The organism is Bradyrhizobium macuxiense (assembly GCF_001542415.1).
In the GTDB taxonomy this organism is placed as follows: domain Bacteria; phylum Pseudomonadota; class Alphaproteobacteria; order Rhizobiales; family Xanthobacteraceae; genus Bradyrhizobium; species Bradyrhizobium macuxiense.
The window spans coordinates 121,221-134,130 of the sequence record NZ_LNCU01000014.1 but is presented as its reverse complement, the minus strand read 5'-3'; the positions used below and the strand labels follow the sequence as shown (position 1 = coordinate 134,130).

15 protein-coding genes and 1 tRNA gene are annotated in these 12,910 nt (G+C 62.9%); 9 read left to right on the top strand and 7 right to left on the bottom strand.

The window, feature by feature from the left end:
- On the top strand, positions 1-324 hold a 324-nt coding region (locus tag AS156_RS40235), incomplete at its 5' end, for a transposase (RefSeq protein WP_144440953.1).
- Between the two features lie 544 nt (positions 325-868).
- On the opposite strand, the gene AS156_RS03730 is transcribed toward AS156_RS40235, so the two are convergent.
- Both AS156_RS03730 and AS156_RS03725 read right to left on the bottom strand, forming a co-directional pair.
- Entirely contained in the window at positions 869-1,606 is a 738-nt protein-coding gene (locus AS156_RS03730; RefSeq protein WP_066500133.1) for a helix-turn-helix transcriptional regulator, read from the bottom strand.
- A 539-nt stretch (positions 1,607-2,145) separates the two neighbouring features.
- The gene (locus AS156_RS03725; RefSeq protein WP_066500131.1) at positions 2,146-2,556 is read right to left on the bottom strand and encodes a hypothetical protein; all 411 of its coding nucleotides are present in this window, start codon (positions 2,554-2,556) and stop codon (positions 2,146-2,148) included.
- A gap of 170 nt (positions 2,557-2,726) precedes the next feature.
- Here AS156_RS03725 and AS156_RS03720 point away from each other — a divergent pair, with 170 nt between their 5' ends.
- From AS156_RS03720 to AS156_RS03710, 3 genes are all read left to right on the top strand, one after another.
- Positions 2,727-2,951 carry a hypothetical protein gene (locus tag AS156_RS03720; protein WP_066500130.1) on the top strand — a complete coding sequence of 75 codons (225 nt, stop codon included), beginning with the start codon at positions 2,727-2,729 and terminating at the stop codon, positions 2,949-2,951.
- Between the two features lie 140 nt (positions 2,952-3,091).
- The gene (locus tag AS156_RS03715; RefSeq protein WP_066500127.1) at positions 3,092-4,534 is read left to right on the top strand and encodes a caspase family protein; all 1,443 of its coding nucleotides are present in this window, start codon (positions 3,092-3,094) and stop codon (positions 4,532-4,534) included.
- A gap of 74 nt (positions 4,535-4,608) precedes the next feature.
- Positions 4,609-6,630, top strand: a complete 2,022-nt coding sequence (locus tag AS156_RS03710; protein ID WP_066500125.1) for a pyrroloquinoline quinone-dependent dehydrogenase — start codon at positions 4,609-4,611, stop codon at positions 6,628-6,630.
- Positions 6,631-6,822: 192 nt separating this feature from the next.
- Here AS156_RS03710 and AS156_RS03705 read toward each other — a convergent pair whose 3' ends face one another.
- Positions 6,823-7,287, bottom strand: coding sequence for a PaaI family thioesterase (locus AS156_RS03705; protein WP_066500123.1), 465 nt, complete (start codon positions 7,285-7,287; stop codon positions 6,823-6,825).
- A 43-nt stretch (positions 7,288-7,330) separates the two neighbouring features.
- Positions 7,331-8,806: an amidase gene (locus AS156_RS03700; RefSeq protein WP_066500120.1), complete on the bottom strand. Its 1,476-nt coding sequence runs from the start codon at positions 8,804-8,806 to the stop codon at positions 7,331-7,333.
- A 164-nt stretch (positions 8,807-8,970) separates the two neighbouring features.
- Between AS156_RS03700 and AS156_RS03695 the strand changes: the two genes are divergently transcribed.
- From AS156_RS03695 to AS156_RS03685, 3 genes are all read left to right on the top strand, one after another.
- Positions 8,971-9,102, top strand: a complete 132-nt coding sequence (locus AS156_RS03695) for a peptidylprolyl isomerase (RefSeq protein ID WP_066500176.1) — start codon at positions 8,971-8,973, stop codon at positions 9,100-9,102.
- Positions 9,103-9,176: 74 nt separating this feature from the next.
- Complete coding sequence (locus AS156_RS03690) at positions 9,177-9,461, top strand: hypothetical protein (protein WP_066500117.1); 285 nt, start codon at positions 9,177-9,179, stop codon at positions 9,459-9,461.
- Positions 9,462-9,558: 97 nt separating this feature from the next.
- On the top strand, positions 9,559-9,789 hold the full coding sequence (locus tag AS156_RS03685; RefSeq protein WP_066500114.1) for a hypothetical protein: 231 nt from the start codon (positions 9,559-9,561) through the stop codon (positions 9,787-9,789).
- A gap of 122 nt (positions 9,790-9,911) precedes the next feature.
- On the opposite strand, the gene AS156_RS03680 is transcribed toward AS156_RS03685, so the two are convergent.
- Positions 9,912-10,118 (bottom strand): hypothetical protein, encoded by a 207-nt coding sequence (locus tag AS156_RS03680; protein WP_066500112.1) that lies wholly within the window; start codon positions 10,116-10,118, stop codon positions 9,912-9,914.
- A gap of 759 nt (positions 10,119-10,877) precedes the next feature.
- On the bottom strand, positions 10,878-11,069 hold the full coding sequence (locus AS156_RS03670; protein ID WP_066500109.1) for a hypothetical protein: 192 nt from the start codon (positions 11,067-11,069) through the stop codon (positions 10,878-10,880).
- A 994-nt stretch (positions 11,070-12,063) separates the two neighbouring features.
- Between AS156_RS03670 and AS156_RS43890 the strand changes: the two genes are divergently transcribed.
- Entirely contained in the window at positions 12,064-12,381 is a 318-nt protein-coding gene (locus AS156_RS43890; protein WP_245312535.1) for a P63C domain-containing protein, read from the top strand.
- Between the two features lie 58 nt (positions 12,382-12,439).
- Positions 12,440-12,513 (top strand) — tRNA-Gly (locus AS156_RS03665).
- Positions 12,514-12,631: 118 nt separating this feature from the next.
- Here the strand turns inward: AS156_RS03665 and AS156_RS03660 are convergent.
- Positions 12,632-12,853 carry a hypothetical protein gene (locus AS156_RS03660; RefSeq protein ID WP_066500106.1) on the bottom strand — a complete coding sequence of 74 codons (222 nt, stop codon included), beginning with the start codon at positions 12,851-12,853 and terminating at the stop codon, positions 12,632-12,634.
- Positions 12,854-12,910: the final 57 nt, after the last annotated feature.

Below are 12,910 nucleotides of genomic sequence, written 5' to 3'. Positions count from 1 at the left end.
CCTGCGGCGACGGATCTGCGCACACTGGCCGCCACCATCAAGGCACGATGGATCTGCGAGCAGGCGCATCAGCAGTTGAAAGAGGAGCTTGGACTTGATCACTTCGAAGGGCGATCATGGCAAGGCCTTCATCGTCACGCTCTAATGACCATGATCGCCTACGCCTTCCTGCAACATCGTCGCCTCGCATATGCGGGGCGGAAAAAAAAGAATCAACGGGCCTCCGCCTCAGCCAACCATGCCCGCAGTACGTCACGCCATCGTCGATCTCATCCTGCGACCGCGGGCTCAGCGGTGTCCGTACTGCAGAAGACGAATCCTTGAAAAGTCGCTACAAAAACAGTTTCTGCCAAAGTAGTGCTAGGCCGCGTACTCACAAAATTAACCGCGTGAATCGATGTCCGCTTGTCCCCCAAGAGCGGCGCGAAGGCGGACGTTGTCGGACTTCCGAGAAAGGCCAGAAGCCGACTTGAGTCAGTTGAAATGATGGCGGCTCAATCACCCGCAAGCCTTTGGCCCACCGCGTAGAGCTTGCAATCGTCGCCACGTGAATTGATTTTGCTCAGCATAGAGCCAGAGCGCTGGGAGCAGATTCAACAGGTCAAGGCGTAGAGGCCTAACCTGACGTACAAGCACCTATCGCGCTGATGGCAATTGCCATGTTCGTCATTGAGTAGGGCCGCCTCACTTGGCGGCCTCTTTCATATCAGGCCGCGCGCGAGATGTCGCCTGTTGGCCCGTAACCGAAGTGTGCCCCGGCTATTGGCACGTCGGCTTGTTGATGGAGAGCGGACGCAATCTCACCCAATCGAGATGGTCTGCCTTTGCCCCCAAAACGGACAACTGTGCTCGGCTCCACATCGTAGCTTCATGGTTGAATGATCCCGTCGCGAACAGCGATCATCACAGCCTGCGTCCGGGTCGCTGCACCAAGCTTTCGGCAAAGATGCTTGATGTGCTCTTTGACTGTTCGACTGGTGATGTGAAGCTTCTCGCCGATCTCCCACGTCGACTTGCCGTTGGCTGCCAGTGTCAAGATTTCCCGTTCACGCGGCGTCAGGTTGGCTTGCTGCTGCGCAGGTGAGCCATGAAGCTTGAGGATACGGTCAAACGCATAGATCGCCATGAGGTGCAGGGCTGGCAATTCGCGATCCGGGATATCGAGCGTTGCTCCTCCGAACCAGACCTGCCCGGCGCGACGCGCATGCGAAACCACCGGGACGACGATGCCCTCGACGAGACCGAACTCGCGGCATAACTGCACGACCTCGGCCGCTCGTGGCTCGCGCTCGGGATCGTAAGGCGATTCCCGAAACCATCTAAACGGCCGAACTGTCGTCTGGGCGTGGCGGAAGCCGGGATCATCCTGCACGTAGCCTTTTGCGGCATAGACCTCTTCGAGGCCGTCCGGAAGTCGGCTGGCCGCTGTCACGTCCTTCAAAGTGCTGGTCGGCGTGGGAATGAAGGTGAACAGATAGTGCTCAATGCCGTGCCGGTTCAGCACGCCCCCCATCGCATCCATGATCTCCCCGGTAGTGGAAAGACGCTCGATGCCTTCAACGAACTCAAACGCACTGCGGCGAATATCAGCGACACGTCGATGCATCTGACAGCCCCCCACATGTCCAAGCCTACATCAGGCCGCGCAAAAGGGAAGCAGGCTGACTTTGATCGGCCACCCCAAAGAGGTGTTGGTGAACCGGGCCGCTGAGGCCATTTGCTGCGGCCATGAGTCCGGTTTTGTCCCTTAGCCGGGCATGTCGCCCTGTCGAATCTCGCGACCGCTTTGGGACGCATTGCGGACTATCCTGACCGCCAAAGCCACCTGTTCAAGATTCGGATTGAGCATGTGGATGTGTGACTCACCGGCCGCGCAGCACATTCAGTGTCGTCCCTGCCTAGTGCGCAATTGCGCACGGGAGCAGGGACCCAACCACAAATGGTCATTGTTGAGCGACCCTGGAATGACGAGTCCGATCAACAACATCCGCCGCGGAGTATGGGTCCTGCTTTCGCAGGGACGACGACGTTGTGAGAGTGGCGCAAATCAACTTCATGCCAGCGTCTCTGGAATACTGGATCACCCGCATGCGCGGGTGATGACAGCTCGATAGGCCGTTTGACAATTGAGAGTTGAAACCGCGCCTAGATCGGCTGGTAATTTTCCGTGAGGCAGTTGTCGTCGCTCTCGACCAGCCGGCGATCGAAGATCGCGCCGCCGTCGATGAAGACGCGATAGGTCTGGGTACCGAGCGACTTGCCTATCACCGAGGTCAGCTCGGCGCGGACGCAGGCGGTCCAACCGGTACCGCGCGGATCGTGCAGCGGGGCAGAGACCCGCACATGGGTCGGTTGCGAGCCGGCGGTGAACACCGAATCCAGTTTCGCGCCGACCAGTTGCTTCACATCCGGCGGCGCTTCGGGCGGCGCCGGTTCTGCGCCCTTGGCCTTGAGGGCCTCAGGCCAGATCGCATGGCTGTCCGCTAGTCCGCAGCCGCTCAACATCACCCCGGCGCCGGCCAACAGCGCGGCAATACAAATACGTCCCTGTCCCATGGAGTTCATTTAATGTGCGGACGCCAAGATTGCGCCCTCCTGATGGAGCTGAATTCGTGTTGGCGGCGCGTTTTGTCGATCAACAAACGCTGATACACAAGTTACTCTTGGGCTATTCTTGGCGTCTCGGCGTTGCCGGATGTTTCTGCGCCAGAGGGGAGAGGGTTGACATGAAGAACGTCACGGTTGCAGCGGTCGTTCTGGCGCTGATCGCGACTCCTGCGCTGGCACAGGGGCGGCGGGGTGGCGGCGGGCAGGACAAGCAGACGGAGAAGAAGCCGCAGATCGACGAGAAGGCCTACAAGTCCGCGCTCGACCGCATCCCGGAGCCCAAGGAGAAATACGATCCCTGGGGCATGACCAAGCCGGCCGATCCCACCAAGAAGCCGAAGTAATTCCGGTCTGGCACCGTTCCGGTTCCTGCGACAATTCGACCGTTGAGGTGAGCACAGGTGGCGCGGCACATGCTGCGTCGGCATGAACCTTCGCAGGCAGACGTCCGACCCAAGCTTGACGTCGTCGTCGGGAGGTTGTCATGCTTCGCCGCTCGCTTCTTAGTCTGATCATTCCCGTCTCGATCCTGTTCGGCAGCACCGCGTCGTCGGCGGAAAACCGCCTTGCGCTCGTCATCGGACAATCGGCCTACAAGTCGGTCCCAGCTCTACCCAATCCGGCCAATGACGCCAAGGCCGTGTCGCAGATGTTGACCGACGCCGGCTTCACCGTGACATCGGCATCGGACCTTTCGCAGGACGAGATGCGGACCAGGATAAGCGACTTCGCCGGCGAGGTGGCCGCGAAGGGGGCGGACACTGTGGCGCTGGTGTTCTATGCCGGCCACGGGCTGCAGATCGACGGCGAGAACTACCTGATCCCGGTCGATATCGATCCGAAGCGTGAGGCCGATATCCCGATCCAGGCGGTGCGCCTCAACGACATCCTGAATACGCTGACCTCGGTGCCGAGCCGGATGCGCATCCTGCTGCTCGATGCCTGTCGTAACAACCCGTTCCCCGAGCTCAGCAAGACCGCGGGCCACGGGCTTGCAATCGTCGATGCCAAGGTCGGCGCGCCCGGGACCTTCGTCTCGTTCTCGACCTCGCCTGGCGCTGAGGCCGAGGACGGCAGCGGCGCGAACAGTCCTTATGCCGCGGCCTTGCTGGCCATCGCCAAGGAGCCGGGACTTCCGATCGAGGACACGTTCAAGCGCGTGCGCCTTGCCGTCAACAAGGTGACCGACGGCCGGCAGACGCCGTGGGATTCGTCGTCGCTCACCGAGGACTTCCGCTTCACTGCCGTCGAGGCGACGCCGTCCGCGGCCACCTCATCGCCGCCGACCACCCCATCGCCGGCCGCGATACCGGCACCTGCAGCGCCCAAGCGGACGGTCGAGGACTGGAAGCGCGAATTGCGGGGCAAGCCGGTCGAAGCCGCCAACGAACTGATCGTCATCGACGGCACCGACGAGGCCTATGAGGCCTTCGTCGCGCTCTATTCCGGCACGCCGCGCGGCCTGCAGGCGCGCGAATGGCTCGATCGCCACCGCCGCATGGTGGCCTGGAATAACGCTGTTCTCGCCAACACGGCGGCGGCCTATCGCGCCTTCCTCGTGCTGTATCCCGACAGCGATCTCACGGCGACCGCGCGGAAGTTGATCGAGCGGCTGCGCTACCGTCCCGACGCGATGGCCGCCGCGACCAATGTTGCGCTGGCTGCGCCGACCTGTCCCTGCAACGGCACGTCGCCGCAGTTGAAGAAGGCCGATTCCGCCACGAAGAAGCGCGTGGACCGCGATCCTCCGCCGCGCTCGCGCAAGAAGCGCTATGTCGATGACGGCGAGGTCGTCGTGGTGCGCCCGCCGCCTCCGGCCGTCGTCTATGCGCCCGTGGGACCGCCGGTCGGCGTCGGCATCGGCTACGGCCATTTCGGCGGCGGCTATGGCCGCTACGGCGGCGGGTTTCGCGGGGGTAGATACTGACGCGCCGATGGCGTAAATCGTCACCCGCGCGAGATGCGGCGCGCCTGGAGTGATCGCATCGGCCGGAGGATGCGATGCGATCGCTGTTTCGCCTGCTTGCGCTGTTGCTGCTGGTTGCGTCGCCCGCGTTGGGCTGGGAGTATTGGGGCGGCGATCGCGGTGGCACGCGGTTCTCGGCGTTGACGCAGATCACGCCTGACAATGTCGGCAGCCTGGTGCGCGCCTGGCGGTTTCGCACCGGCGATCTCGACACCCGCCCGCCCGATGTCATGAAGCGGACCAAGTTCGAGGCGACGCCGCTGTTCGTCGAGGACAGCCTGATCTTCTGCACGCCGTTCAACGAGGTGATCGCGCTCGATCCCGGCACCGGCGCGCAGAAATGGCGCTACGATCCGAAGATCAACATCGCGCAACGGCCGGCCAACCGCTTCAATTGCCGCGGCGTCGCCTACTGGGTCGACGATCATGCGCCCGAAGGCGCCGCCTGCCGGTCGCGGATCTTCACCGGCACCAACGACGTCCGCCTGATCGCGCTCGATGCCAAGACCGGCAAGCCGTGCGCGGATTTCGGCACCGGCGGCGAGGTCCGGATCGACGCCGGCATGAAGCTCGCATGGCCCGGCGAGATGCAGATCACGTCGGCGCCGGTGACAGGCCGTGGCGTGGTGATAGTGGGATCGTCGATCGCCGACAACGTCCGGGTCGAGGCGCCGGTCGGCGCGGTGCGGGCCTATGATGCGCGGACCGGCCAGCCGCGCTGGAGCTTCGATCCGCTGGCGCACAGCGGGATCGATGCCGGCCACAGCAATGTCTGGGCGCCGATGTCGGTCGACGAGGAGCGCGGCCTGGTGTTCCTGCCGACGACATCGCCGAGTCCGGATTTCTGGGGTGGCAAGCGCCCGGGCAATGACGAGCACGCCGACTCCGTGGTGGCGCTGAAGATCGAGACCGGCGAACTCGCCTGGGCATTCCAGACCGTTCACCACAACGTCTGGGATTACGACCTGCCGGCGCAGCCGACATTGGCGCGGATCGACACGGGCGACGGCATGCGCGACGTCGTGATCCAGCCGACCAAGCAGGGCTTTGTGTTCGTGCTCGATCGCGATACCGGCAAGCCGGTCTGGCCGGTCGAAGAGCGCGCGGTCCCGCAGGACGGCGCAGAGGGTGAGCGGCTGTCGCCGACACAACCGTTTCCAACCCATGTGCCGCCGCTGATGGAGCAGCGCATTTCCGTCGCCGATGTGTTCAGCCCGTTCCCGGGAATGGCCGGCTCCTGCGATAAGCTGCTCGCCGAGTCACACAATGAGGGCCTCTTCACCCCGCCATCGACGCAAGGCACGGTGGTCTATCCGATGACCGGCGGCGGCGTGAACTGGGGCGGCGCGGCGTTCGATCCCGTCCACCAGATCCTCTACGCCAACACCAGCCACGCCATACACATCGTCAAACTGATCCCGCGCGCGGAAGCCAAGGGCTTCAATCCGCCGCCGGGCCATGATTTCGGCCGGCAGGAGGGGGCACCGTTCGCAATGTCGCGCTCGCTCGCGATGTCGCCGTCCGGCTTGCCCTGCAACAAGCCGCCATGGGGCGAGATGGTGGCGGTCGATCTGAAGGCCGGCAAGATCCTCTGGCATTCGACGGTCGGCACCAGCGAGGATCGCGCCCCGCTCGGCATCGCGTTCCAGTGGGGCACGCCGCTCGTCAGCGGCGTCGTGATCACCGCGGGCCGGCTGGTCTTCACCGGCGCGATGGATGCCTATCTGCGCGCGTTCGATGCCAAGTCAGGCAAGGAGCTCTGGCAGGGCCGGCTTCCGGTGCCGGGCGTCGCCAATCCCATGACCTATCTTTGGAACGGCGAGCAGTATGTCGTGATCGCTGCAGGCGGTCATTCCGAAGCGGGCACCTCGATCGGTGACAGCGTGGTGGCGTTCCGCCTGCCGCGCCAGGGCGAGAGGCCTTCGCTGTGGTCGCGCACGATCGATCGTCCGGGCGGACGGTTCGAGGCCAAGGCAGTGGCTGCCGCGCTCGTGCTCATCGCGCTCGTCGCGCTGCTGTGGCGTTGGCGGCGGAGGCGTCGCGCGAGGGCAGACTAGGTCGCCCAAGGGCAAACTAGCAAGTGCGGGGCGAGAGTGCGTGATTTCGGAATATTGGAAAAATATCGCTGAGTTGCCCGACGTGTCAAGTTGCCTTGTCGAAGGCCGGCGGCCGCCGGCTACTTTGCATGGGGTTGTTTTCGATATTTTGGCAGCGCGCCTGCGGTGGGCGAGGCCATCCTCGGCAGGTAACTATCCCGGCAGCATCGCGAAGGCGCTCGACACCATGGCCACCGGCTTGTTGTCGGTGGCCGAGAGCAGCGTGACGCGGCCGAAGCTCATGGTGCGGCCGAGCCTGACCACGCGCGCGTCGGCGAGCACGTCGGAGGCGGTCACCGCGCGCATGAAATGCGTGGTCTGGTCGACCGTCGTCATCGGGCGATAGCCCTTGTTGGCGGCGAGGTTGGCCAGCACCATCGCGGTGTCGGCAAACGCCATCAGCGCCTGGCCGCAGACGATGCCGCCGGTGCGGCACAGCCGCTCCGAGAACGGCATGCGCAGCACGGCGCCGGGCTGCCAGTCGGCCGCGTTGCCTGAAGGCGGCGCGAAGTCGAACTGCTCGATCGACAGGTTGAGATCCTGCACCCATGGCGCAAACACGTCGCCAAGGACGCGCCGTGCCTCGTCGATCCCGAACTCACCGGCCTGCTGCTGCATGACGTTCCGTTCCCTCCGCTGACCTGTTGCCCCGTGATCTATTCTAGTTGTGCGTCACATGCACGCGCGGCGTCTTGCCGTCATTCCATTTGCCGTCGATCGCCCGCTCGATCTGGGCGGCGAGCTGCAGCAGGAGCCCGTCATTGGCCTGCTTGGCGATCGCCTGGATGCCGAGCGGCAGGCCGTGCTCGTTGGTTGCGAGCGGCAGCGAGATTGCGGGAATGCCGCAGAGATTGGCGAGCGGCGTGAAGGCGAAGTTGCGCCAGAGATTGCCGAACCAGTCCAGCACGGAAGGGTTGTCGCTGATCGTCAGATACTCGGTCGTGCCGATCTTCGGCGTCGGCAGCGCGGTGATCGGCGTCAGGATGATGTCCCAATCCTCGAAGAACGCGCCGAAGCCGCGTGCGGTGGTGTTGAAGGTCGCCTGCATGCGCGCCCGATCGGCAAAGCTGGTGTGCCGGCCGTGCTCCCAGATCCGGATGTTGATCGGCTCGATCAGCTCCGCCGGCGGTCTTTCCAGCCCGCGCGCGGCGAGCATGCGGCCGATCACCACGGCGAAATTGCTGATGTAGCAGGTGGTCTGCGCGGCGAAGGCTTCGCGATAGTCGAGTGACGGCAGCGCGTAGTCGACCTGATGGCCGAGGCTCTCGAGGAAGCGTCCGACCCGTTCGAGCTCGGCGGCGATATGCGGCGTTGCGCGGTAGTCGCCCCATGTGTGTGACAGCGCGATCTTGAGCTTCGTGGGATCGCGCGCGATGGTCGCGGTGTATGGCTCGTGCGGCGCCCAGAACGGCATGAACTCGCCGGGGGCAGGGCCGCGGCAGGCGTCGACAAAGGCCGCCGTATCGCGCACCGAGCGCGACTGGCAGCCCTGGATCGAGACCAGCCCGGTGAGATCGGACAGATGCGGCGCCAGCGAGAATACGCCGCGCGACACCTTCAATCCGATATTGCCGTTGACGCCGGCCGGAATGCGGATCGATCCGCCGCCATCGGTCGCATGCGCGATCGGGACGGCGCCGGCCGCGACCATCGCCGCGCTGCCGGCCGACGAGCCGCAGGTGGTGTAGTCGGTGTTCCAGGGATTGCGCGTGACATAGACCGCGGGATTTTCGGCCGAGCTGCACACGCCGAACTCCGGCGTCGTAGTGCGGCCGATCAGGTTGAGCCCGGCCTTGCGCAGCTTCGATGTGAGGAAAGTGTCCTCGGTAGCGCGATTGCCGCGCATCATCAGCGAACCCATTTCCTGCAGCCGTCCCTTCAGCGTCGGGCCGAGATCCTTCATCAGGAAGGGCAGGCCGGCGAAGGGGCCGCTAAGATCGGTGCCGTCGCGCGCCGGGTCGGCAATCATGTCGTCGAACAGTTCGACCACGCCGGAGAGGGCGGGATCGACCTCTGCGACGGCAGCCGCCGCCTGGGCCGCCAGTTCGCGGGGCGTCAGGTCCCCCTTCCTGACGCGGGCGGCGAGCGCCGTTCCGTCGTGCTGCGCCCATTCGTCCCAGCTCATCGCCAAAGTCATCGTCGATTCCTTTTCTGCCTTGTTTCGCAGTGTAATTTGCGCCGCTATTCGGTCAAACCACCCGCTGCATGCGGCTTGAGCAGGGGCGGGGCGTTGTGCCCGTGGCTTGAAAACGCCCCAGTTTTGAGGCCCTATCGGGCCTTCGTCAGGGGATGGGGCCGTTCATGTTCCGCCGATTGGTGATGCTGGGCAGCGTGATCGCGATTGGGCTTGCGCTGAGTGGCTGCACGAGGTGCGGTCCGATCTGGGATGACTGGGTGCAGTCGCCGAAATCCTGCAAGTCTGACAATCTCTAGGTCAGGGCAGGCGTGGTTGGCGGTGCCTTCCTCGCGGTGATATATCGCTGACGACAATGCAAGGGAGCGACTTTATGAGAGTTTTGTGCGCGGTTGCGATCGCTGCGCTGGTGACGGCGCCGGCCTATGCGCAGATGCCCAACATCAACCTGATGCCTGAGGTGAAGAGCAAGACCCAGGAGGAGAAGGATCAGGACGCGATCAACCAGAAGGCCTACAAGGAGTCGCTCAGCAAGATTCCGGATGCCAAGGGATCGTCCGATCCGTGGGGTGCGGTGCGGAACGACGCACCCAGGGCTGCGGCGCACCCAGCCAAGCCGAAGACCAAGACCGGCAACAACGTACAGCGCAACCAGTAACGCCGGCCGCGCGGCGTCGACCGTCTCCCGCAGACTCGGATTCCGCCACGGCCATCCTTATATTGGGTAGGTCGTCAGATGGTCCGGAGTTGCGACAATGGTCTTTCGCCCGCGCGATCTCGCCAGCCGAATGGCCGGACGGCGGAAGCCGGCTGACGGCTATCTGCGCGAGACCTTCACCCTGCCACGCGATCAGGCTCGGCTGCGGGCGCGCGATTTCCTCGCGCGCTATCCGAAGGCCGCCTATATGAGCTCCGTCGAAAGCTGGCGCGAGCTGCCCGGCGGCGACATCGAGTTCACGATGCGGCGGCTCGCGAGTGCGGACTAGATCGTGATGCGACGATATCGGTTCGCGGCATGAGTTCAGGTCTTGCTTGAGCTGATCTTTCGCGTGAACGCCCCTGGTCGATAGCGCCCGGCAGGTCGCTGCGTGCTTGCCCAGATCATGCATCAGTCCGCATTGCCGCGTCCGCGCGGCTGCTCCGGCCTGATCTTCTTCAGCTCGCGGTCGATCCGCAACTGCACCCGGCGAATGGCCAGCAGATTGAGGTTTGCTTCGGTCTTGCCCGTGAAGACCCGGTCGCCGATCTGGAAGCGCCATTTCCAGACGCCGGTCACAATCTGGGTGACGCTGAATTCGATGCCCTTGTGGATCATTGATGAAAGCTCCGCGGAGATCAAAACCGGGCGCTCGTCGATTAAACTAAAGGTTGTATGAATAAGTAAAACCCGTCGAACGGCATTGTGTCGCGTTGCCCCAAGTTTGGATTTCGTTTTTTTGTTGCGGACCCTGGCGGGGATCCGTCCCCTGGCGACGTTGCCAGCGCGCTCCGACAGGGAGCTCGCGGTTCATGCGCGGCCGCAGTCGAACGACGTCGACCCGGCACTTGCTCTGATGAACACCGGTGGAACTCCCGTGTTCCCCGAAACGCTACGCACTTTTTTCAGGGCTCAGGAGACGTACCAAGGTAGTACGTGCAACTACGGGCTGGCCGCTGCGTCGCGCCGCCAAAGTCAGGTGCGGAAGCGCTCTTGGGTGCGCTTCGGAGGTACCGTAATTATTTGACTGGATTCGAGAAAGCCGATCCGAGGCGGCGCCGCGCTTGCTCTGGAACTTTGTTCTGCCCCGGAGAACTACGGACCGCGACAGACCTCTCGTCCCCACCCGTGCGCTGTCTGCGATGTCGGATCCAGGGCCGCAGAGCGGAGCCGAGGAATGACGCGAATCGATACCGTTGCCTGGACAACGAACGAAAAGGGCGGGCCGCTGAGGCGCATTGAATATCGGGGACAGCGACGGCGCTGTCACGAGACTGCAATGTCGGCTTGGTCAGATTGCCGCCTGCTTAGCCTGCGGGTCGGACCACCAGCGCGGGTGAGGCGGGGTCACTCGCGTGACGCGGCCGGGTGGCCCCGCTAGTCCTTGAACCCTCGAACCGAGGGCTGAATTGTCAGGCGATAGGCCACGAGCTTGTCGCCGTCGAAACTCTCCAACACCGTGTCGCAGACCGGGCAATGATAGTCGCCCTTGGTGCCACGTTCGGACAGCAGTTCGAGTCGACGGAAACCGGCCCCACAATGTGGGCACGTCACATCTGCCTTGATCATTTTTGCTCACCCCACGCACCGGCGGCATTTTTTAACGCAGGTGGCGCGGCGGAACTATGTTCACGGACGGAGAACCACCGGCCACCAGAACATTTTTCGCCCCATAGAAATCGCTGGGGACAGAACATTTGCTGAGCCGTCTCAGTAATCCTACCGAGAACATCGGCTAAGCCATGGTTTCCCTTTGGTTAAACCAAAACGGGCCGCTCCCGAAATCAACTTGGGGCACGGAGCTTCAAATGCGGGCAGTATTCATCCATTGGTGCTGTCCGAGTTAGGACACCTCGTCAGGGTAGATTCGGACACTTTCGAGTTCCGGTGATGAAACACCGTGTTCTCCCGGAATCCACTTAGCCTGTGGAAAACGGTAAATTAACTCTTGCCGGGCTTAGTTTTTCATACCGAGCAATTTTCAGGGTTCAACCGGTAAGGGGTCGCGTGTGAGCGGCCCCTTTCGATTCCGGAATAGGAACGTCGGCGCGTCGCAAGAGTCGATTCTTTGCTCCCGGCCCACCAAAGACCCATTGCCCCCGAGCCGGGAGAAAACCCCCCACCGGGTTGGCGATCCTTGGCGATCTATCCGCCGGGGGTCGTTTGCGGCGAGGTACCCCCGCGCTGAATAGAAGCGATCAAGAGCGCGGTTGGGTCATCCGGTGACATGGCATGCCCAGGGCGTCGGCGTTCACCCCACGCAGAACTCCGGACGGTGGAACATTTTCGCCCCGTAAAGGCGTCCCGGGTCGCCAAGGCCTTGTCGCTGGCCTGCAAGCTTCGTTTGACCCGAAGTCGCCCTATCCAAAGCCCACGGATCGCCAGCGACAGATGGCGATCAGGCAAGCATGTTTTCGTCTGCCTGCGCGAAATTGGGCCTCGAAGCCCTCATTGATGAAGCGACCGGTTACCAGTACGAGCGTGCTGACGACGCTTTGCAGGTGAAGCTAGGGCCTTCATTGCTGATGAACTGCGCGCTTGGAAAAAGACGTGCCCCGATGAGTTGTGGGCGGAGTTCGGTCGGCTGACACGGTGGAAGGGTAATCTCCAAAGCCGTCCGAAATGGTTGGGCAAGCTTGTCACTGAGATGATCTACGATACGCTTGATCCAGACGTGGCAGAGTATCCGAAAAACAGTAAGCCCCCGCCGGGCGCTCGCTGGCATCGTCAACTGACCGAAAATATCGGCGTCAGGGCGCTCGTTTCACGTTGCTGTGAGGTGATAGGCATGGCGAAGGAGTGCCATGACATGCGAGATCTTAGAGATAAGGTTGCGCGTCATTACGGTAGGCAGGTTGTTCAATTTGGCCTGTCTTTTTAGCCTGTCTTTGCCTCCGCCAGATTCGAAATAAGGAGGCCGCCGACTGAGGCGCTGCCACGCGGGCTTGGTATAGGGGCTGTGCCCCAGCCTTCCAAGCTGGAGAGGCGGGTTCGAGTCCCGCAGCCCGCTCCAAGCTGAGCAAAAAAACAGCCTCTTAGAGGGACTTTAGCCGACGAAGTGATCCGCGCCTCGCTGCGATGAAGGCGTTCTTGAAGCCCAGCGACGAAGAGGACGCCAACTGAGGCGGGCCTCACCTTAGGCCAATTCGTGTAACGGCCACGTCAGCGATCTCTTTCGGGTCGCCGGTGATGGTCGAGCCAGCCTCGATAATTTTACGCGCGATCATCTCGCAAAGCGGGTCGTTACGGTCAACCAGACCCATCGAACGCAAGGCTAGATCGAAGGCTTTGTTTAGAAGCTCAATCTCCTCCGGCGTGTATTTGCCGGCTTTCAGCAAACGGTTGATGGGCATTGCTCCGCTCCTGCCAGAGAGCAAGTTCTGCACTTTATAGCATGGAACTCCGTTCAG

Excerpts from the sequence above, each read along its gene's own strand:
- AS156_RS03705 (WP_066500123.1), bottom strand. The coding sequence starts at position 7,287 with ATGCAGCAGCAGGCCGGTGAGTTCGGGATCGACGAGGCACGGCGCGTC.
- AS156_RS03660 (WP_066500106.1), bottom strand. The coding sequence starts at position 12,853 with ATGCCCATCAACCGTTTGCTGAAAGCCGGCAAATACACGCCGGAGGAG.
- AS156_RS03695 (WP_066500176.1), top strand. The coding sequence starts at position 8,971 with ATGTTCCGCCGATTGGTGATGCTGGGCAGCGTGATCGCGATTGGGCTT.
- AS156_RS03700 (WP_066500120.1), bottom strand. The coding sequence starts at position 8,806 with ATGACTTTGGCGATGAGCTGGGACGAATGGGCGCAGCACGACGGAACG.
- AS156_RS03710 (WP_066500125.1), top strand. The coding sequence starts at position 4,609 with ATGCGATCGCTGTTTCGCCTGCTTGCGCTGTTGCTGCTGGTTGCGTCG.
- AS156_RS03685 (WP_066500114.1), top strand. The coding sequence starts at position 9,559 with ATGGTCTTTCGCCCGCGCGATCTCGCCAGCCGAATGGCCGGACGGCGG.
- AS156_RS03730 (WP_066500133.1), bottom strand. The coding sequence starts at position 1,606 with ATGCATCGACGTGTCGCTGATATTCGCCGCAGTGCGTTTGAGTTCGTT.
- AS156_RS03725 (WP_066500131.1), bottom strand. The coding sequence starts at position 2,556 with ATGGGACAGGGACGTATTTGTATTGCCGCGCTGTTGGCCGGCGCCGGG.
- AS156_RS03715 (WP_066500127.1), top strand. The coding sequence starts at position 3,092 with ATGCTTCGCCGCTCGCTTCTTAGTCTGATCATTCCCGTCTCGATCCTG.
- AS156_RS03670 (WP_066500109.1), bottom strand. The coding sequence starts at position 11,069 with ATGATCAAGGCAGATGTGACGTGCCCACATTGTGGGGCCGGTTTCCGT.
- AS156_RS03690 (WP_066500117.1), top strand. The coding sequence starts at position 9,177 with ATGAGAGTTTTGTGCGCGGTTGCGATCGCTGCGCTGGTGACGGCGCCG.
- AS156_RS03720 (WP_066500130.1), top strand. The coding sequence starts at position 2,727 with ATGAAGAACGTCACGGTTGCAGCGGTCGTTCTGGCGCTGATCGCGACT.
- AS156_RS03680 (WP_066500112.1), bottom strand. The coding sequence starts at position 10,118 with ATGATCCACAAGGGCATCGAATTCAGCGTCACCCAGATTGTGACCGGC.